The organism is Nonomuraea sp. NPDC059194 (assembly GCF_042754765.1).
GTDB lineage: Bacteria > Actinomycetota > Actinomycetes > Streptosporangiales > Streptosporangiaceae > Nonomuraea.
The window spans coordinates 82,543-100,324 of the sequence record NZ_JBHZBH010000025.1 but is presented as its reverse complement, the minus strand read 5'-3'; the positions used below and the strand labels follow the sequence as shown (position 1 = coordinate 100,324).

The 17,782-nt window shown below is 69.4% G+C and carries 19 protein-coding genes and 1 pseudogene; 16 read left to right on the top strand and 4 right to left on the bottom strand.

All coding sequences use genetic code 11. From position 1 onward, the window contains the following. The first annotated feature begins 64 nt into the window (after window positions 1–64). From ACFXJ8_RS27865 to ACFXJ8_RS27845, 5 genes are all read left to right on the top strand, one after another. The gene (locus ACFXJ8_RS27865) at window positions 65–1,705 is read left to right on the top strand and encodes an ABC-F family ATP-binding cassette domain-containing protein (RefSeq protein WP_379646923.1); all 1,641 of its coding nucleotides are present in this window, start codon (window positions 65–67) and stop codon (window positions 1,703–1,705) included. 201 nt (window positions 1,706–1,906) lie between these two features. After that, window positions 1,907–2,620: a hypothetical protein gene (locus ACFXJ8_RS27860; RefSeq protein WP_379646922.1), complete on the top strand. Its 714-nt coding sequence runs from the start codon at window positions 1,907–1,909 to the stop codon at window positions 2,618–2,620. A 320-nt stretch (window positions 2,621–2,940) separates the two neighbouring features. After that, the gene (locus ACFXJ8_RS27855; RefSeq protein WP_379646921.1) at window positions 2,941–4,806 is read left to right on the top strand and encodes a hypothetical protein; all 1,866 of its coding nucleotides are present in this window, start codon (window positions 2,941–2,943) and stop codon (window positions 4,804–4,806) included. Between the two features lie 5 nt (window positions 4,807–4,811). Then, window positions 4,812–5,453, top strand: coding sequence for a hypothetical protein (locus ACFXJ8_RS27850; RefSeq protein ID WP_379646920.1), 642 nt, complete (start codon window positions 4,812–4,814; stop codon window positions 5,451–5,453). A gap of 87 nt (window positions 5,454–5,540) precedes the next feature. Then, the gene (locus ACFXJ8_RS27845) at window positions 5,541–6,683 is read left to right on the top strand and encodes an NlpC/P60 family protein (RefSeq protein ID WP_379646919.1); all 1,143 of its coding nucleotides are present in this window, start codon (window positions 5,541–5,543) and stop codon (window positions 6,681–6,683) included. Between the two features lie 68 nt (window positions 6,684–6,751). Here the strand turns inward: ACFXJ8_RS27845 and ACFXJ8_RS27840 are convergent, their stop codons facing one another. Continuing rightward, window positions 6,752–7,249: an inorganic diphosphatase gene (locus ACFXJ8_RS27840; RefSeq protein ID WP_379646918.1), complete on the bottom strand. Its 498-nt coding sequence runs from the start codon at window positions 7,247–7,249 to the stop codon at window positions 6,752–6,754. A gap of 82 nt (window positions 7,250–7,331) precedes the next feature. Here ACFXJ8_RS27840 and dacB point away from each other — a divergent pair, with 82 nt between their 5' ends. From dacB to tilS, 3 genes and pseudogenes are all read left to right on the top strand, one after another. Then, on the top strand, window positions 7,332–8,720 hold the full coding sequence (gene dacB, locus ACFXJ8_RS27835; RefSeq protein WP_379646917.1) for a D-alanyl-D-alanine carboxypeptidase/D-alanyl-D-alanine-endopeptidase: 1,389 nt from the start codon (window positions 7,332–7,334) through the stop codon (window positions 8,718–8,720). A 68-nt stretch (window positions 8,721–8,788) separates the two neighbouring features. After that, window positions 8,789–9,895 carry a zinc-dependent metalloprotease gene (locus tag ACFXJ8_RS27830; RefSeq protein WP_379646916.1) on the top strand — a complete coding sequence of 369 codons (1,107 nt, stop codon included), beginning with the start codon at window positions 8,789–8,791 and terminating at the stop codon, window positions 9,893–9,895. Between the two features lie 81 nt (window positions 9,896–9,976). Next, window positions 9,977–10,945 (top strand): annotated as a pseudogene (gene tilS, locus ACFXJ8_RS27825) (tRNA lysidine(34) synthetase TilS); the annotation flags it as partial. On the opposite strand, the gene ACFXJ8_RS27820 reads toward tilS, so the two are convergent. After that, complete coding sequence (locus tag ACFXJ8_RS27820) at window positions 10,901–11,107, bottom strand: pentapeptide repeat-containing protein (protein ID WP_379646915.1); 207 nt, start codon at window positions 11,105–11,107, stop codon at window positions 10,901–10,903. The pseudogene tilS and the gene ACFXJ8_RS27820 sit on opposite strands and share 45 nt — an antisense overlap. Between ACFXJ8_RS27820 and hpt the strand changes: the two genes are divergently transcribed. From hpt to ACFXJ8_RS27780, 8 genes are all read left to right on the top strand, one after another. Beyond that, a complete protein-coding gene (gene hpt / locus ACFXJ8_RS27815) occupies window positions 11,091–11,645 on the top strand; it encodes a hypoxanthine phosphoribosyltransferase (protein WP_379646914.1) in 555 nt (184 codons plus the stop codon). The genes ACFXJ8_RS27820 and hpt overlap by 17 nt on opposite strands. A 234-nt stretch (window positions 11,646–11,879) precedes the next feature. Then, window positions 11,880–13,874 carry an ATP-dependent zinc metalloprotease FtsH gene (ftsH, locus tag ACFXJ8_RS27810; protein ID WP_379646913.1) on the top strand — a complete coding sequence of 665 codons (1,995 nt, stop codon included), beginning with the start codon at window positions 11,880–11,882 and terminating at the stop codon, window positions 13,872–13,874. After that, window positions 13,871–14,449, top strand: coding sequence for a GTP cyclohydrolase I FolE (gene folE, locus ACFXJ8_RS27805; protein ID WP_379646912.1), 579 nt, complete (start codon window positions 13,871–13,873; stop codon window positions 14,447–14,449). The genes ftsH and folE overlap by 4 nt, the downstream gene beginning before the upstream one ends. Window positions 14,450–14,669: 220 nt before the next feature. After that, entirely contained in the window at window positions 14,670–15,473 is an 804-nt protein-coding gene (gene folP, locus ACFXJ8_RS27800) for a dihydropteroate synthase (protein ID WP_379646961.1), read from the top strand. Continuing rightward, window positions 15,470–15,919, top strand: a complete 450-nt coding sequence (locus tag ACFXJ8_RS27795; protein WP_379646911.1) for a nuclear transport factor 2 family protein — start codon at window positions 15,470–15,472, stop codon at window positions 15,917–15,919. Before folP ends, ACFXJ8_RS27795 begins: the two co-directional genes overlap by 4 nt. After that, the gene (gene folB, locus ACFXJ8_RS27790) at window positions 15,909–16,274 is read left to right on the top strand and encodes a dihydroneopterin aldolase (protein ID WP_379646910.1); all 366 of its coding nucleotides are present in this window, start codon (window positions 15,909–15,911) and stop codon (window positions 16,272–16,274) included. Before ACFXJ8_RS27795 ends, folB begins: the two co-directional genes overlap by 11 nt. Next, window positions 16,271–16,774, top strand: coding sequence for a 2-amino-4-hydroxy-6-hydroxymethyldihydropteridine diphosphokinase (gene folK, locus ACFXJ8_RS27785; protein WP_379646909.1), 504 nt, complete (start codon window positions 16,271–16,273; stop codon window positions 16,772–16,774). The genes folB and folK overlap by 4 nt, the downstream gene beginning before the upstream one ends. Beyond that, entirely contained in the window at window positions 16,771–17,232 is a 462-nt protein-coding gene (locus tag ACFXJ8_RS27780) for a DUF3180 domain-containing protein (protein ID WP_379646908.1), read from the top strand. The genes folK and ACFXJ8_RS27780 overlap by 4 nt, the downstream gene beginning before the upstream one ends. Here ACFXJ8_RS27780 and ACFXJ8_RS27775 read toward each other — a convergent pair. Together ACFXJ8_RS27775 and ACFXJ8_RS27770 are read right to left on the bottom strand one after the other, a co-directional pair. Further along, entirely contained in the window at window positions 17,217–17,534 is a 318-nt protein-coding gene (locus tag ACFXJ8_RS27775; RefSeq protein ID WP_379646907.1) for a type II toxin-antitoxin system PemK/MazF family toxin, read from the bottom strand. The two genes, ACFXJ8_RS27780 and ACFXJ8_RS27775, sit on opposite strands and share 16 nt — an antisense overlap. After that, window positions 17,531–17,731 carry a hypothetical protein gene (locus ACFXJ8_RS27770; RefSeq protein WP_379646906.1) on the bottom strand — a complete coding sequence of 67 codons (201 nt, stop codon included), beginning with the start codon at window positions 17,729–17,731 and terminating at the stop codon, window positions 17,531–17,533. The genes ACFXJ8_RS27775 and ACFXJ8_RS27770 overlap by 4 nt, the downstream gene beginning before the upstream one ends. Between the last annotated feature and the right edge of the window lie 51 nt (window positions 17,732–17,782).

Below are 17,782 nucleotides of genomic sequence, written 5' to 3'. Positions count from 1 at the left end.
ATGTGGGTGCGGGCGCGTGTTTATCCAGTGGCCAGACTTTGATACCGCTATTTAAGCTGCTCAAATGTCCTCCTTCGACGGCCGCAACCATGTGGGTCATAGCATACAAGTGAGCCACCTCACCTACGTTCTGCCCGACGGGCGGCCGCTGCTCGATGATGTGTCCTTTCGCATCGGCGAGGGCGTCAAGGCCGCGCTCGTCGGGCCGAACGGCGCGGGCAAGACCACGCTGATGCGCCTGATCGCGGGCGATCTCCAGCCGGTCGAGGGCAGCGTGGCCAGCTCGGGAGGGCTGGGCGTGATGCGCCAGTTCATCGGCAGCATCCGCGACGGCAGCACGGTGCACGACCTGCTGCTCAGCGTCGCCCCTCCCGCGGTACGGCAGGCGGCCGAGCGGCTCGACCAGGCCGAGCTGGCGATGATGGAGCGCGACGACGAGAAGACCCAGATGCGCTACGCCCAGGCGATCACGGACTACACCGACGCCGGGGGCTACGAGATCGAGGTGCTCTGGGACACCTGCACGATCGCGGCGCTCGGCGTGCCGTACGACAGGGTGAAATATCGGGAGACGTCCACGCTGTCGGGCGGCGAGCAGAAGCGCCTGGTTCTCGAGGCGCTGCTGCGCGGGCCCGACCAGACGTTGCTGCTGGACGAGCCGGACAACTACCTCGACGTGCCCGGCAAGATCTGGCTGGAGCAGCAGCTCAAGGAGACGCCCAAGACCGTCCTGCTGGTCAGTCACGACCGGCAGTTGCTGGCGAACGCCGCCGACCGCATCGTCACCGTCGAGTCGGGCAACATCTGGATCCACGGTGGCGGGTTCGGCACCTACGCCGAGGCCCGCAGAGCCCGCAACGAGCGCCTCGACGAGTTGCGCAGGCGGTGGGACGAAGAGCACGCCAAGCTCAAGGCCCTGGTCAACATGCTCAAGAACAAGGCCAGGTACAACGACGGCATGGCGCCGGCCTATCACGCGGCGCAGACGCGGCTGCGCAGGTTCGAGGAGGCGGGGCCGCCCGAGTCGGCGCCGAACGACCAGAAGATCAACATGCGGTTGCGCGGCGGCCGCACCGGCAAGCGCGCGGTGATCTGCGAGAGCCTGGAGCTGACCGGGCTGATGAAGCCGTTCGATCTCGAGGTCTGGTACGGCGAGCGCGTCGCCGTCCTCGGCTCGAACGGGTCGGGAAAATCCCATTTCCTCCGCCTGCTCGCCGAGGACAACGTCAGGCACACGGGCGTGGCCAGGCTCGGCGCGCGGGTCGTCCCTGGCCATTTCGCGCAGACGCACGCCCGTCCCGACCTGCACCGCCGCACACCGTGCGAGATCGTCATGACCGAGCACGCCAGGCTCAAGAACGAGGCCATGAAGATCCTGGCCCGCTACGAGCTGGCCGGGCTCATCGCCGACCAGCGCTTCGAGACGCTGTCGGGAGGGCAGCAGGCGCGGCTGCAGATCCTGCTGCTGGAGCTGTCGGGCGCGACGCTGCTGCTGCTTGACGAGCCGACCGACAACCTCGACCTGGCCAGCGCGGAGGCCCTCCAGGAGGGGCTGAACGCCTTCGACGGCACGGTGGTCGCGGTCACGCACGACCGTTGGTTCGCCGATGATTTCGACAGGTTCCTGGTGTTCGGCTCCGATGGAAACGTCTACGAGTCGTCAGAGCCGGTGTGGGACGAGACTCGTGTAGTCCGGCAGAGATGAGTTATAGAGCCCAGGTGCGGGCACGTTATAGAGCCCAAGTGCGGGCACGTTAAAGAGTTGGTACGGCAGGCGCGTGTCAGCGCTTGCCGTACCCCTGAGACCGGTTATCACGGCAAAGTGATTCCGCGTATCCGTACCATCGCCGCCCTCGCCCTGGTTCTCGTGGCGGGTTGTTCCGCGGCGGAGAAGCCGCCAGTCCAGATGAAGCCGCTCGTCCTCAAGGAGCAGGCTTCGACGGTCGCCAAGAGCGCCGACGGGTACGTCGTGAACTTCGCCGGCGTGCTGTCCAACAGCAACCCGTGGCATTTCGGTGAGCAGGTCGTCGCCACGGTCGTCGGGCGCGACGCCAAGGGGGCCGAGGTGGTCCGCATGGACCAGCAGCTCGACGCGGTGCCGCCCGCGGGGACGCTGGCGTTCACCGGGCAGGCGAAGGCATCGGCCAAGCCGGTGAAGGTGACGATCGACTACCGCTCCACGCAGTGGCGGCAGGCGGCGCGGGTGCCGTCGTCGCTGCTGAAGTTCCCGGTCACCAGGGTGCAGACCTTCAAGCAGAAGAACGGCACCTACCTGGTCACCGGTCAGGTCGGCAACCCGTACGTGCTGCCCACGAGCGGCCTGCTCGTCACCGCGCTGCTGCGCGACAAGGCGGGCAAGCTGCTGGGCGGCGCGAACACGTTCGTCGACGACGTGCGGGCGGGCAAGTCCCCGCGGTTCATTCTCACCGTCGAGGGGCTGCCCAACTCGGCCAAGGTCGCCAGGACGGACGTGACGGCCGGGACGTGGGGATCGACCGGACGGCCGTACGAGGAGCTGGCGCTGGGCGGGGCGGTGCCCGTGCACACGGTCAAGCCGACCACCGCGCCGTTCGCGAAGGACAGGGGGCGGCAGGTGCTGACCGGCGAGAGCAAGCCATGAGCGCCCGCTGACTGACCCTTCCGACGATGGCCCGCGGAATCCGCGGGCCATATTTTTGTGCCCTCATTCGCGAAATTTCCGAATTGGTTTTCTTCGGCGGTCTGCTCGCCGATAAGCCGATAAATCGGTCAGGAGGGCGGGGTTTTCTTTGCGGACCCGAATGAAAGGGTAGAACTGCAAGTTACCAATCCATTACCTTCAGTCACACGTCGGCCCGTCTGGCTGAAGGGAGTCTGCCGGGCTCCCCATCCGCCGCAAGAGCGTCGAAAGGAGGGTGGCGCTTCCCCCTGCCCCCGCCAAGGGTGCGCGCCACACCGCAGATGAACGATCGCGTCCTGGTCGAGGCTCTCCGCGCCCGCGACCCGGGTGCCCTCGCAGCGCTCTACGACTCGCATGCCGAGAGCATCTACCAATATTGCTGGACCCTCCTCAACAGTCCGGACAGCGCCCAGGTCGCCCTGCGCGACACCCTCATCGCCGCCGACGCCCACGTCGGCGCGCTGGCCGAACCCGATCGGTTGCGCGGCTGGCTCTACGCGCTGGCCAGGCAGGAATGCCTGCGGCGGCGCACCAGCGCGGTCGAGGAGGCGACCGAGGCGATGGTCGCGATCCCGCCCATCGCCAACCCCGCCGACGCGGACCTGCGCGTCATGGCCTGGAACGCCGTCCGCGGTCTGACGGCCGACGAGGCCGAGCTGCTCGAACTGGCCACCAGGCACGGCCTTTCCACCTTCGACGTCGCGGCGGTTCTCGGGGTCACGCCGCGCCAGGTCGAGGTCGCCCACGAGAGCGCCCGCGTACGGCTCGGCGACGCGATCGCCGCCGAGGTCCTGGCGAGGAAGGGGCCCTACGACTGCGCGCAGCGGGCCGCCATCCTCACCGGCTTCTCCGGCGAGCTGACCGCGCGGATGCGCGAGGAGGTGATCGCCCACCTGGGCAGGTGCGAGACCTGCGCGCCGCACAGGTCCAGGCAGGTCGCGATCGCGAAGGTCTTCGAGCTGCTGCCGACCGTGGTGCTGCCGGAGACGCTCAGGGTCAGGGTGATGAGCTGCTTCGTCGACCCCGAGCTGCTGCCGTACCGGAGGTATGTGGCGCGCAGGTCTTCGCTGCTCGACGCGGCCGGATATCCCCAGGCAGGAGAGGGGAAAGGGCGTCGCTGGTCGCAGGCGCTGGCGGGCGCGCTCGCGGCGGTCGCCACCGTCGCCGCCATCGGGATGATCTTCAGCTACTTCGGCAAGGAGGGTGACGGGATCACGGGCATCGCCTCGGGGGCGTTTCCCGCGACCGGTCAGCCTCCGGGGATCAGGCTGCCGTGGCTGCCCGAGCCGCAGGAGACGCCGATCAGGGTGGAGCCGATCCTCGACAGCTCGGCGACCTACCCGATCGGCGCCATCCGGTCGACGGCACCGGTGACCGTGACGACGCCGGACGCCGTATGGGCGCCGCCCCGGGCCATCCCGGTGCCCACCCGGACGGGGCCCGCCCCGACCACCCCCCCGACGACGGGGCCGGGCGAGCCGCCGTCGACGCTGTCGCCAGGGACGCCGCCCTGGACGAGCCCGCCGCATGACCACCAGGGCAGGCCGACGAAGACGCCGTGTCCTGCGCACGGCCATCATGGCGGGCCACCGTCGCCGTGCCCGACGCGAACGCCCAGTCCGCAGCCGACAACACCGCCGACCACGCCGCCGACGACGCCCACGCCGACCGTCACGTCCACACCGACCACGACACCCACTCCGGCGCCCACGGCCACGCGGGTGCCGACCGAACCCCCCAAGCCCGACCCCACTCCCACGCCTGCCGATCCACCGCCGACCAAGAGCCCGCAGCAGGGCGGCGTGCCGGGCGGCCCCTCCGGATCCACCGGCTCCAGTGGTTCGGGGCCGGGCGGGTCTGGCGCCGGCTCGGGTAGTTCAGGGTCCGGCTCGGGCGGGTCTGGGGTCGGTGGTTCCGGTTCCGGGTCCGGCGGGTCTGCTTCCGGCAGTTCCGGGTCGGGTGGCTCGGGATCCGGCGGGTCCGGGTCCGGTGCGGGCGACGCAGGCGCGCCCGTCGTCACGACCGCCGAGCAGTCCCCGCAGGTCCTCCACGAGTCGTCCGCACAGCAGTCCCAGCAGTCGTCCGCGCAGTCGCCCGCGCAGGAGAAGCAGCAGTCGTCCGTGCAGGAGAAGCGGGAGAACACGTAAGCCCGGTGGAGCGCTTCACCGTCAAGGGGCATCGGGTCTGCCCGCTTCCCGTCCCAGGGGAACTGGCCGACCTGGTGCCCCGCATCCATGAGGTCGACTGGCCGACCTGGCTCGACCCTGGTCCCCGCATGCTGCGGGATGTGCTCGACCTGTCCCGCCTGCTCACCGCGCGCTCCCTGGCCACCCTCTCGTGGCTGGCCCTCGGCGACCAGCCCGCCGACCTCGACTGGCTGTGGACCAGGCGCAGGCTGACCGGCCCCCGCCAGGAGCGCATGTACGGCGCCGCCGCCGCCGTACCCGACCAGGTCCTCGCGCTCGTCGTCGCCGACTGGACCTGGGTGCTCGGAACCTCCTACGGCGGCAGGGTCACCGCCCCCTACCTCGCGGGCGCCGCCTATCCTCGCGTCGGCCACCAGGCCGCCCACGCCACAATGACCCTCTTGCAGACCTACGACCGGCATCCCGAGGCGCGTCCCGCGATAGCCGCCGCGTGGGCCGCCGCGCGCGTCACCGCCGACTGGTGCAAGGCCGCCGAACTTCACGCTGCGTATGGGAGCGAGGCCCCTGTCTTCGCCTATCCGCGAGGGGCGGTACCTGCCTCAACGGGCCTCCGCCCGTGGATAGAACGCCTGTTTCGCCTGCGATGATCACGGTACGTGAGCTTCATGTGTGCGGAGAGTGACTAGTGGGAATCGTGTGCATAGAGTGACGACGCATGCGCAAGGGAGTACCTTATGCACACCGTCAAGACACGGCTGGTGCTCGCCTGCTGTCTGGTGGTGGCGACGTGCCCACCGGCGGCAGCCGAACCCGCGCCATCCGCGGCAGAGGTCGCCAGGGCGCGCGCCGCCGTACAGGCGAGGGCGAAGGCGTTGGGCGCGGCCAGCGTACGGCTGGCCACCGCCAACACCCGCCTGGACGACCTGGCCGCCGGCGCGGGCCGTCTCGTGGAGGCCTACAACGGCCAGCAAGTACGGCTGGCCGAGAAGCGGCAGCGGCACGCCATCGCCATGGAACGGCTGGAGGCGGCCGAGGCCAAGGTGAACGAGACCAAGGCGGCCGTCTCGTTGCTGGCGGCCCAGTCCTACAGCGGCATGGATCTCAGCAACCCCATGGTCAGCCTGTTCAGCGGCGGCGCCGGGTTCGAGGGCTATCTGCACAGGACGGCGATGCTCGAATCCATCGGCCATGAGCAGACCGAGAAGCTGAAACAGGTGCGCGACACCCAACAGGTGGCGGCCGTGCTGCGAGCGCAGGCCGCCGATGCCTACAACGAGCAGGAACAGGCCGCGGCGCTGGCCGAGCAGGCCAAGGCGGCGGCCGAGGCCGCGGTGGACAGACAGCAGCGCGAGACCGAGCAGATCGAGGCCGAGAAGGCCGCGCTGGAAAAACGCGTCGACGCGGCCCGCACCCAGGCGCAACGGCTGGCCAGACAGCGGGCGGCGGCGCTGGAACGATCCAGGATGGGACGCGTCGGAGGGTCGGCGGCCAGATGGATGTCCTCAGGCGGCGCGGCCGGGGACATCGCCGCCAACTGGGCGCTCTCCCAGCTCGGCAAGCCGTACGTGTGGGCGGCCGACGGGCCGTCGAGCTACGACTGCTCGGGGCTGACGATGAGGGCCTGGGAGAAGGTGGGAGTGCGGATCGACCACTGGACCGGCACCCAGTGGACCTCTGGCCCGCACATCCCGCTGAACCAGCTTCAACGAGGTGACCTGCTGTTCTACGGCAGAGTCACCAGCAATCCCGGCGACATCCATCACGTGGGCATCTTCGTCGGGAAAGGCATGATGGTGCACGCTCCCCAGACGGGAGACGTGGTCCGCGTCGCCTCCATGTGGCGCAGGGACCTGGTCGGTGCGACCCGTCCCCGCTGAGGCTCGGAGAGCCGCGCAGACGAGAGGTTCCGTGAGACACGAAACCCCGCGCCCCGCGAGAGTGGCGATCAGTGAGCGGTGTGGCCCTGGTCCTTCAGCCGCTGGAACGAACGCTCGATCTCGGCCTCGGCCTCGACCCGGCCCACCCAGTTGGCGCCCTCGACCGACTTGCCCGGCTCGAGGTCCTTGTACACCTCGAAGAAGTGCTGGATCTCCAGGCGGTCGAACTCGGCGACGTGGTGGATGTCGCGAATGTGCTCCATCCGGGGGTCCGTGGACGGCACGCACAGAACCTTGTCGTCGCCGCCCTTCTCGTCGGTCATGCGGAACATGCCGACCGCGCGGCAGGTGATGTAGCAGCCGGGGAAGGTCGGCTCCTGCAACAGCACCAGGGCGTCGAGCGGGTCGCCGTCCTCACCGAGGGTGTTCTCGATGAAGCCGTAGTCGGCGGGGTACTGCGTGGAGGTGAACAGCAGCCGGTCAAGCCTGATCTTGCCGGTCTCGTGGTCCACTTCGTACTTGTTCCGTTGTCCCTTCGGAATTTCAACGACAACGTCGAACTCCACCGCGGTTCCTCCGCTCGAGCCCCCGGGTACCCCCGGTTGGGCGTTAATGTCTCGTAGGCGAACTGAGAGAGAGGTCGGCGACGTGGTGCGGCGCGAGCGGTGGGTGGCGTTGACCACTCTCGCCATGCTCCAGGCGGTGACGATCACCATCGGCGCTTACGCGATGACGAACGACTTCAGCCTGGGCGCGCTGACGAGGCCTGAGCCACTTCCGAGCGAGCCGGCAAAACCTTCGCCCGTCCCTGTGGTCACCTCGGGGCCGGTGCTGGCCACGGGTGGAGACGGACCTCTCCCCACCAAGGGTACTTTGGCGGCGAGACTCACCGACGCGCTGGGTGACGATGCGCTTGGCGACAGGGTCGGCGCGGTCGTCATCGACGCCGCGACAGGTCAGCAGATCTTCGCCGCGGACGCCGCCACCGGCATCACCCCCGCCTCCACCACCAAGGTGGTGACCTGCGCCGTCGCGCTCGCCTCCCTCGGCCCCGACGCCCGCCTGACGACCTCCGTCGTCCAGGGCCCGAAGCGCGGCACGATCATCCTCGTCGGCGGCGGCGACCCGACGCTGGCCGGGCCGTCGGCCAAGCCAGGCGCCTATCCCAAGCAGGCGTCGCTGGTCCAGCTCGCCTCCCGCACCGCCGCCGCGCTCAAGGCCTCGGGCGTCACCAAGGTGACGCTGTCCTACGACGCGTCCCTGTTCACCGGCGACACCTCCGCGCCCGGCTGGAAGACCAACTACATCCCCGACGGCGAGGTCGCCCCCGTCCGCGCGCTGGCGATCGACGCGGGTCGCCTGAACCCGGCGTCCTCCAGCCCGCGCGTCGGCGACCCGGCCGCCTTCGCGGCCTCCGCGTTCGCCAGAACCCTCGGCAAGTACGGCATCGGCGTCGGCAAGTCGGTCCGCCCCGCCAAGGCGACTCCCGGCGCCGCCCCGATCGCCTCGGTCGAATCGGCTCCCGTCTACGCGCTCGTCGAACGCACGCTGACGCGCAGCGACAACGACCTCGCCGAGGCGCTGGCCAGGCACGTGGCCATCAAGGAGGGCCTGCCGGGCTCCTTCGAGGGCGCCTCGCGCGCCGTACAGTCGGTGCTCAAGCGGCTGGGCGGCGACAAGGGCGTCATGGTCTCCGACGGGTCGGGGCTGTCCATCAAGAACCGGATCAGCGCCGACGCCATGGCCCGCCTGCTGGCCATCTCCGCCAAGGACCCGGCGCTGCGGCCCCTGCTGTCCGGCATGCCCATCGCCGGGTTCACCGGCACGCTCGGCCACCGCTTCACCAGCGCGGACAGCAAGGCCGAGGTCGGGCTGGTCCGCGGCAAGACCGGCACCCTCAACCACGTCAACACGCTCGCGGGCTTCGCCACCACCCGCGCGGGGCGGCTGGTCACCTTCGCCTTCATGGCCGACAAGGTCCCCTACACCGCCGAACCCGTCCTCGACCGCCTCGCCGCCATCGTCGCCCGCTCCTGACTCGACGGAAACCGAGGCCGCGGGTCAGTTCTTCGCAGCCACCGAGCGGACCACGTACGGTGGACGGTATGCAGGTGATCGACTGGGATCTGGCCGTCTCCACCGGAACGCGCCTGGTGCGCCCCGGACCACAGGTGAGTCGTGAGGAGGCCCGCCACGCCGTCACCGAACTGCGAACGCTCTCGCGAGAGGCTGAGGGCCACGTCCGCGAGTTCACCAAGATAGACGCGGCCACGCCGCCGCAGCCCGCCACCATCGTCGACAGGCCCGGCTGGATCAGGGCGAACGTCGAGGGCTTCCGTGTCGTGCTCGAACCGCTCACCGAGCGGATGGCCAACCGCGGCAACCCGCCGCCCGCCATCGTCAGCGCCGTGGGCTCCCGCATCACCGGCGTCGAGGTGGGCGCCGTGCTCGCCTTCCTCGCCTCGCGGGTGCTCGGGCAGTACGAGCTGTTCCTCCCGCCGGACCCGGCGGGACGCGAGCCCATCGGCCGCCTCACCCTCGTCGCGCCCAACATCGTCAACGCGGAGCGCGAGATGGGCGTCCACCCGCGCGACTTCCGCCTGTGGGTCTGCCTCCACGAGGAGACCCACCGGGTGCAGTTCACCGGGGTGCCGTGGCTGCGTGAGTACGTCAGGTCGCAGATGACCGACTTCCTGCTCGCCTCCGACCTCGACCTGACCACCCTGCTCGAACGGCTGCGCGCCGCCGCCGACACCGTGGCCGACGTGGTGCGCGGCACCGGCGACGGCAACCTCATCGACGTGATCCAGACGCCGGAGCAGAAGGAGATCCTCGACCGGATCACCGCGGTGATGACGCTGCTGGAGGGGCACGGCGACTTCGTGATGGACGCGGTCGGACCGAGTGTGGTGCCGTCCGTGGCCGACATCAGGGCGAAGTTCAGCCAGCGCCGCGAGGGGGTCTCGCGCCTGGACCGCACGGTGCGCAAGCTGCTGGGCCTCGAGATGAAGATGAAGCAGTACGCCGAGGGGTCGGCGTTCGTGCGTCACGTGGTCGGCAAGGTGGGGATGGACGGCTTCAACCGGGTGTGGACCTCGCCCGAGACGCTGCCGATGTCGGACGAGATCGCCGAGCCGGACCGCTGGATCGCCCGCGTCGTCCCGCGGACCCCGCCCTCCATCCCGGCCCAGGCCCCCGAACCCGAGGCCTGACCCGCCACGGCCCTCTCCCCGCGCCGACCGTCTCCGGCGGCGCGGGCGTTCGTCGATGGCCGGGGCGGGAGAATGGGGGGCATGGGTCCACACCCCGCCGTCGCGGACGTACGGCGAGCCGTACGGGAGACACTGGCCGACCTGAGCCCCGGCGACCTCGTCCTGGCGGCCTGCAGCGGCGGCGCGGACTCGCTGGCGCTGGCCGCCGCCCTGGCTTTCGTTGCGCCGAGGGCGAACATCCGTGCCGGCCTCCTCACCGTCGACCACCAGCTCCAGGACGGCTCGAAGGACAGGGCGGTCAAGGTCGCCGACACCGCGAAGGCGTGGGGCCTGGACCCCGTCGAGGTCCTCACCGTCGACGTCGGTACGGCAGGCGGCCCCGAGGCCGCCGCCCGCGACGCCCGCTACACCGCGCTCGCCGCGGCGGCCGACCGGCTGGGCGCCGGGGCCGTCCTGCTGGCCCACACCCGCGACGACCAGGCCGAGACCGTCCTGCTCGGCCTGGCGAGGGGCAGCGGCCCGAGGTCGCTGTCGGGAATGGCCGAACGCGCGGGTCGCTACCGCAGGCCGTTCCTCCACCTGGGCAGGGACACCACCGAGAACGCGTGCGCCGCGCTCGGCCTCGACGTCTGGGACGACCCGCACAACGCCGACGCCCGCTACACGAGGGTGAAGGTGCGCACGAGGGTCCTGCCCGTGCTGGAGAAGGAGCTCGGCCCCGGCGTCGCCCAGGCGCTCGCGAGGACCGCCGATCTGGCACGGGACGATTCCGACGCCCTTGACGAATGGGCCGCGAAGGCCTTCACCGATTGCGCTCTTAGCGATATCGGGGCAGCCGTGACGCTTGCCGTACCGGGGCTGGAAGGTCTTCCCGCCGCCGTGCGGCGGCGGGTGGTGCGGCGGGCGGCGATCGCCGCGGGCGCGCCCTCGGGAGCGCTGTCGGCGGGCCACGTGATGGCGGTGGACCGGCTGATCACGGCCTGGCGAGGGCAGGGGAGGGCGGACCTACCCGGGGGAGTTGGCGTGGTTCGACGGTATGGCACCCTTGTGTTCGCCCCCGCGCAAGACAACCCCGCGCAAGACAACCCCGCGCAAGACAACCCCGCGCAAGACAACCCCGCGCAAGACAACCCCGCGCAAGACAACCCCGCGCAAGACAACCAAGCGCCCGCGAACCAAGCGTAAGGACACCCAGGTGGACGCAGCCGACATGGGCAAGGACCTCGAGAAGGTCCTCATCTCCGAAGACGAGCTCCAGGCGAAGATCAAGGAGCTGGCGGCTCAGATCGACGAAGACTACTCAGGCAAGGACCTGCTGCTCGTCGGCGTGCTCAAGGGCGCGGTGATGGTGGTGGCCGACCTGGCCAGGGCGCTGCACCTGTCCGTGCAGACCGACTGGATGGCGGTCTCCTCCTACGGCGCGGGCACCAAGTCGTCGGGTGTCGTGCGGATCCTGAAGGACCTCGACACCGACATCATCAACCGCCACGTGCTGATCGTCGAGGACATCATCGACTCGGGCCTGACGCTGAGCTGGCTGCTCGACAACCTCAGGTCGCGCAACCCCGCCTCGCTGGAGATCTGCACGGCGCTGCGCAAGCCCGACGCCATCAAGGTGCCGATCGAGGTGAAGTACGTCGGTTTCGACATTCCCAACGAGTTCGTCATCGGCTACGGCCTCGACTACGCGGAGCGCTACCGCAACCTTCCGTTCATCGGGACACTGGCCCCACACGTCTACAACGGTTGACAGACGACGAACCGCAGGGAACATCGAGCCACCTGACGTACGTTGGTAGGGCAAGGCCGGAGGAGCGGGCAGTGACCCTGCGCCTCCCCCGGTGTACCTTCTGACACCGAGGGGGTGACCGCGTGTCGCCCTCGGGTAGTCAGTAGGAGCGGTGTCGGATGCCGCAGCCCCGGATGGTTCCGGGGTTCCAGGCCATGGTCAGGAAGGGACGGGCCCGCAGGGGTTCCGCATCGGATGGATCTCAAGCGATTTACACGTGGGCCACTGCTGTGGATCCTGGGCATCGTCGTGCTGCTCCTGCTTGTCACCACTATGTGGAGCGGTGACGGCAACTTCAAGACTGCCGACACGTCCACGGTGCTCAAGCAGATCCGCGACGGCAATGTTGCCAATGCGAAGGTCGTCGACAAGGACCAGCGCATCGAGCTCACTCTCAACAGCCCCGTCAAGGTGGGCGACGTCTCCACCAACCGCATCCAGTCGAGCTGGGTGGCGGGGCAGGGCGTTCAGCTCGTCGGCGAGCTGGAGAAGCAGGATCAGGCCGGCAAGCTCAAGAACGGTTTCAACGTCGAGGTGCCGCAGGAGAACTTCCTGCTCGGGCTCCTCGTCAGCTTCCTGCCGATCGTCTTCATCGTGCTGATCTTCCTGTTCATCATGAACCAGATGCAGGGCGGCGGCAGCCGGGTGATGAACTTCGGCAAGTCCAAGGCGAAGCTGATCACCAAGGACACCCCCAAGACGACGTTCGCCGACGTCGCAGGCGCGGACGAGGCCATCGAGGAACTGCAGGAGATCAAGGAGTTCCTGCAGGCTCCGGCCAAGTTCCAGGCGATCGGCGCCAAGATTCCCAAGGGCGTGCTGCTGTACGGCCCGCCCGGCACCGGCAAGACCCTGCTCGCCCGCGCGGTCGCGGGTGAGGCGGGCGTGCCGTTCTACTCCATCTCCGGCTCCGACTTCGTCGAGATGTTCGTGGGTGTGGGCGCCAGCCGCGTCCGCGACCTGTTCGAGCAGGCGAAGGCGAACGCCCCGGCGATCATCTTCATCGACGAGATCGACGCCGTCGGCCGGCACCGTGGCGCAGGCCTCGGCGGTGGCCACGACGAGCGCGAGCAGACGCTGAACCAGCTGCTCGTCGAGATGGACGGCTTCGACGTCAAGGGCGGCGTGATCCTCATCGCCGCGACGAACCGGCCCGACATCCTCGACCCCGCGCTGCTGCGCCCGGGTCGCTTCGACCGGCAGGTCACCGTCGACCGTCCCGACCTGGAGGGCCGTAAGGGCATCCTCAAGGTCCACGGCCGCGGCAAGCCGTTCGCGCCCGAGGTCGACCTCGACGTCATCGCCCGCCGTACGCCGGGCTTCACCGGCGCCGACCTGGCGAACGTGATCAACGAGGCGGCGCTGCTCACCGCGCGCGCCGACCAGAAGCTGATCTCGATGGACACCCTCGAGGAAGCGATCGACCGCGTCATGGCGGGCCCGGAGCGCAAGACCCGGGTCATGTCGGACAAGGAGAAGAAGATGATCGCCTACCACGAGGGCGGTCACGCGCTCGTGGCGCATGCGCTGCCCAACAGCGACCCCGTGCACAAGATCACGATTCTCTCCCGTGGCCGCGCGCTCGGCTACACCATGACCCTGCCGATGGAGGACAAGTTCCTCGCCACGCGGTCGGAGATGATGGACCAGCTCGCGATGCTGCTCGGCGGCCGCGCGGCGGAGGAGCTCGTCTTCCACGAGCCCACCACCGGCGCCTCCAACGACATCGAGAAGGCCACCGCCGTCGCCCGCCGCATGGTCACCGAGTACGGCATGAGCGAGCAGCTCGGCGCCCGCAAGTTCGGCAGCGGGCAGGCCGAGGTCTTCCTGGGCCGTGAGATGGGCCACGAGCGCGACTACTCCGAGAAGATCGCGTCCACGATCGACGAGGAGGTGCGCCGGATGATCGAGACGGCGCACGACCAGGCCTGGGACATCCTCGTGGAGTACCGCGAGGTCCTCGACAACCTGGTGCTCGAGCTCATGGAGAAGGAGACCCTCTCCCGCGACCAGGTGCTCGAGATCTTCGCTCCTGTCGTCGTCAAGGAGCACCGCCCGTCCTACGCGGGTTACGGCAAGCGGCTCCCCTCGGACCGCCCGCCGGTGCTGACGCCGAAGGAGCAGTCCGGCAACGGCGCGCTGACCGGTGGTCACGCCGAGCACGCTCTCCCCTCTGGCGAGGGTGCGTGAAGCCGCGCGACGTCGACCACGCTCGGATCGAGAAGGCCGTCCGAGAGATCCTCTACGCCATCGGCGAGGATCCCGACCGTGACGGCCTGCTCGACACCCCGGCCCGGGTGGCCCGCGCGTACGCCGAGCAGTTCTCGGGGCTGAACCAGAGCCCCGAGGACGTGCTGAACAAGGTGTTCGACGTCGACCACGATGAGATGATCCTGGTTCGCGACATCGAGGTCTATTCGACCTGCGAGCACCATCTCGTCCCGTTCTACGGGCTGGCCCACGTCGGCTACATCCCCAACGACAAGGGGCAGGTGACGGGGCTGTCGAAGCTGGCCCGGCTGGTCGACGTCTTCGCCAGACGGCCGCAGGTGCAGGAGCGGATGACCTCGCAGATCGCCGACTCGCTCATGCGGGTGCTGGAGCCGCGCGGCGTGATCGTGGTGCTGGAGTGCGAGCACCTGTGCATGACCATGCGCGGGGTCCGCAAGCCGGGCGCTAAGACCATGACGTCCGCGGTGCGCGGCGACTTCCGCACCAGCGACAAGACCCGCGCCGAGGCGATGGCCCTCATTCTGGGTCGCTGACCCTTTTTCTCCCCTGTACGGCAAGCCTGGACAGGCGCCGCCCACCGCACGTGGCCGGCGTCTGTCGAGGGATACGCGTCACCGAGCGCGCGTGGCCGGGGTGGGTGACGGACCAGATCGTTATCCACAAGGGGAGACCCGGCGGGGAGACGACACGAGTGATACACCTAGGCTTGGGGATATGAAGATGGGGCTGCCAGTTGAGGAGCGCTGCCTCGTCATGGGCGTGGTCAACGTGACGCCTGACTCCTTCTCCGACGGCGGCCTGTGGTTCGACGAGCGCGCCGCCGTCCACCACGGTCTCGAGCTGGTCGAGGAGGGCGCCGACCTGGTCGATGTCGGCGGCGAGTCCACCAGGCCGGGCGCCGCGCGGGTGTCGCAGGAGGAGGAGCTGGCCAGGGTCGTCCCGGTGATCCGCGCGCTGACCGCCGAGGGCGTCACGGTGAGCGTCGACACGATGCGCGCCGAGGTCGCGAAGGCGGCGGTCGAGGCGGGCGCCGCACTCGTCAACGACGTCAGCGGCGGCCTGGCCGACCCCGACATGCCGAGGGTGGTGGCCGCGACCGGCGTTCCTTACGTCGTGATGCACTGGCGGGGCCACAGCCACGACATGGAGCGCAGGGCGATCTACTCCGACGTCGTCGCCGAGGTGCGCGAGGAGCTGGCCAAGCGGGTCGCGCTGGTGCTGGCCGAGGGCGTCGCCGAGAGCCAGATCGTGCTGGATCCAGGGCTGGGTTTCGCCAAGAACGCCGAGCACAACTGGGCGCTGCTGGCCGGCATCGACAAGCTGGCCGAGCTGGGCTTCCCGCTGCTGATCGGGGCCTCGCGCAAACGGTTCCTCGGCAGGCTGCTGGCCGACGCCGACGGCGCCGCGCGCCCGTTCGGCCGCAGCGACCACGCCACCACCGCGGTGACGGCGCTGGCCGCGCAGGCGGGCGCGTGGTGCGTGCGGGTGCACGAGGTGGGTCCCAACGCCGACGCCGTCCGCGTGGCGGCCGCCTGGAAGCGAGGAGCCGGCCGATGAGTGTCGACACCGTGGCGATCGAGACGATCAACCAGGCGTTCTACACCGCGATCGAAGACGCCGACCTCGACAAGATGACCGAGATCTGGGCCGAAGACACACTCGAAGGCCGCGTCACGTGCGTGCACCCGGGCTGGTCGATGCTGGCGGGCAGGGCCGAGGTGCTGCGCTCGTGGGCGCTCATCATGGCCAACACGACCTACATCCAGTTCGTGCTCACCGATGTGCAGACGACCGTGCTGGGCGATCTGGCGATCCTGACCTGCGTGGAGAACATCCTGACCGCGGGCGAGGAGGGTGAGGCCAGCTTCGCCGCGGGCAAGGTCGTGGCCAGCAACGTCTATGTGCGGTCGGGCAAGGGCTGGCGGCTGTGGATGCACCATGGCTCGCCCGTGCTGCAGGTCGACGACGAGGACGAGGAGGAGGAAGCCGAACGTGACCGCTGACCGGATCACCCTCAAGGGGCTGCGCGCGCGGGGCCGCCACGGAGTGCTGCCCGCCGAACGCGAGCTCGGCCAGGAGTTCGTGATCGACGCGACGCTGTTCCTCGACACCAGGCCCGCGGCCGACGCCGACGACGTCACCCGCACCGTCCACTACGGCGAGCTGGCCCAGGACCTGACGAAGATCGTCGAAGGTGAGCCGGTCAACCTGATCGAGACCCTCGCCGAGCGGCTGGCCGAGCTCTGCCTGGCCAGCGAGATCGTGCGGGCGGCCGAGATCACGGTGCACAAGCCGTCGGCCCCGATCCCGTTGCCCTTCGACGACGTGGCCGTCACGATCCTGCGGAGCCGTGCATGAAAGTCGTCCTCGCACTCGGCAGCAACCTCGGAAGCCGGTTCCAGACCCTCCAGGATGCGATCGACTCGCTGTTCGACGCGCCGGGGCTGCGTTTCGTCGCGGTCTCGCCGGTCTACGAGACCGATCCCGTCGGCGGCCCCGACGACCAGAAGCCGTATCTCAACGCGGTCGTCATCGCCGAGTCCAAGCTGACCCCCGAAACCCTCCTCGACCGCGCGCAGAGCGTCGAGAACGCCTTCGGCAGGGTCCGCGCCGAACGCTGGGGCCCGCGCACGCTCGACGTCGACATCATCACCGCGGGCGACGTCGTCTCCGACGACCCCGACCTGACGCTGCCGCATCCCCGCTGCCACGAGCGCGCCTTCGTGCTGGTGCCGTGGTCGGAGGCCGACCCCTCGGCCGTGGTGCCTGGCCGCGGGCCCGTCGCCGACCTGCTGGCGGGCCTCGACCAGTCGGGCGTACGGCTGCGCGACGACCTCAAGCTGCAGGGGCCGGATTGACTCCGACCCGTCCCGCCGTCCTGGTAGGCGTGCTGGTCGTCGTCGCCCTGGCGTCCTGGCTGATCGTCAGGCAGTTCTACGCCGACCTGCCGCTGGTGCCGTGGACGGCGATCCCCACCGTGCTGCTGCTGGCGATCGGCGAGTTCTACAGCGGCTGGATGACGCGTGCGCGCATCGCCCGCAAGCCCGACACCAAGCCGGTCGAGCCGCTGGCCGTGGCACGGCTCGCGGCGCTGGGCAAGGCCTCGGCGTACGCGGGCGCGGTCTTCGCTGGCGTCTTCGCCGGGTTCTCGCTGACGACGGTCCAGCTGCTGACCAGGGAGACGCCGCGCGCGGAGTTCTTCGTCGCGACGGGGTCGTTCGTGGCGTGCGTGGTGCTGGTGGTGGCGGGGCTGTACCTGGAGAACTCCTGCCGCGTCCCCAAGGACCCCGAGGACGAGCTTCAGAGACCGAGGTAGAGCTCGACGGCTTCTTCGATCTCGGCCATCTCGTCTCGCCCGAGGTAGTAGACCGGCGCGCCGTGGATGAAGGCGGTGTCCACGCTCCGGATCTGGTCGACGAGGAAGCATGTCTGCGTCCCGCACAGGTCGATTCTGGGTCGAAACACGGCGGGCTGAGCTTTGGTGGAGGTGGGAATGATGGTGGCCACGCTCCAGTTGTCGGGGGCATGACTCATGACGAGCCCGTAGCGGCGGCCACGCTGTTCGTGTCCGCGCTTGGATTCGCCGAAGTCGACCCGGTAGACCGCGCCGCGTATCACCAGGCGTCCTCTTCGTTGGAGAGATCTTCGTCAGCCAGCCGTTCCATGTCGGCCCATGCCCGCTCGCGCCAGACCTCGCGCTCAAGGAGGCGGAGTGCGCGACGGATGACGTCGCTGGTCCGTTCACCCTCCCGCATGGCCGCCCTGATGATCTTTTCGTCGTCAGGGGTCGCCCTGAATCCGATGTTCGCCATCATGTTTCGATGCTAGCCCAGCGTTCAACATTTGTCATGCATTTGTTGTGCGGA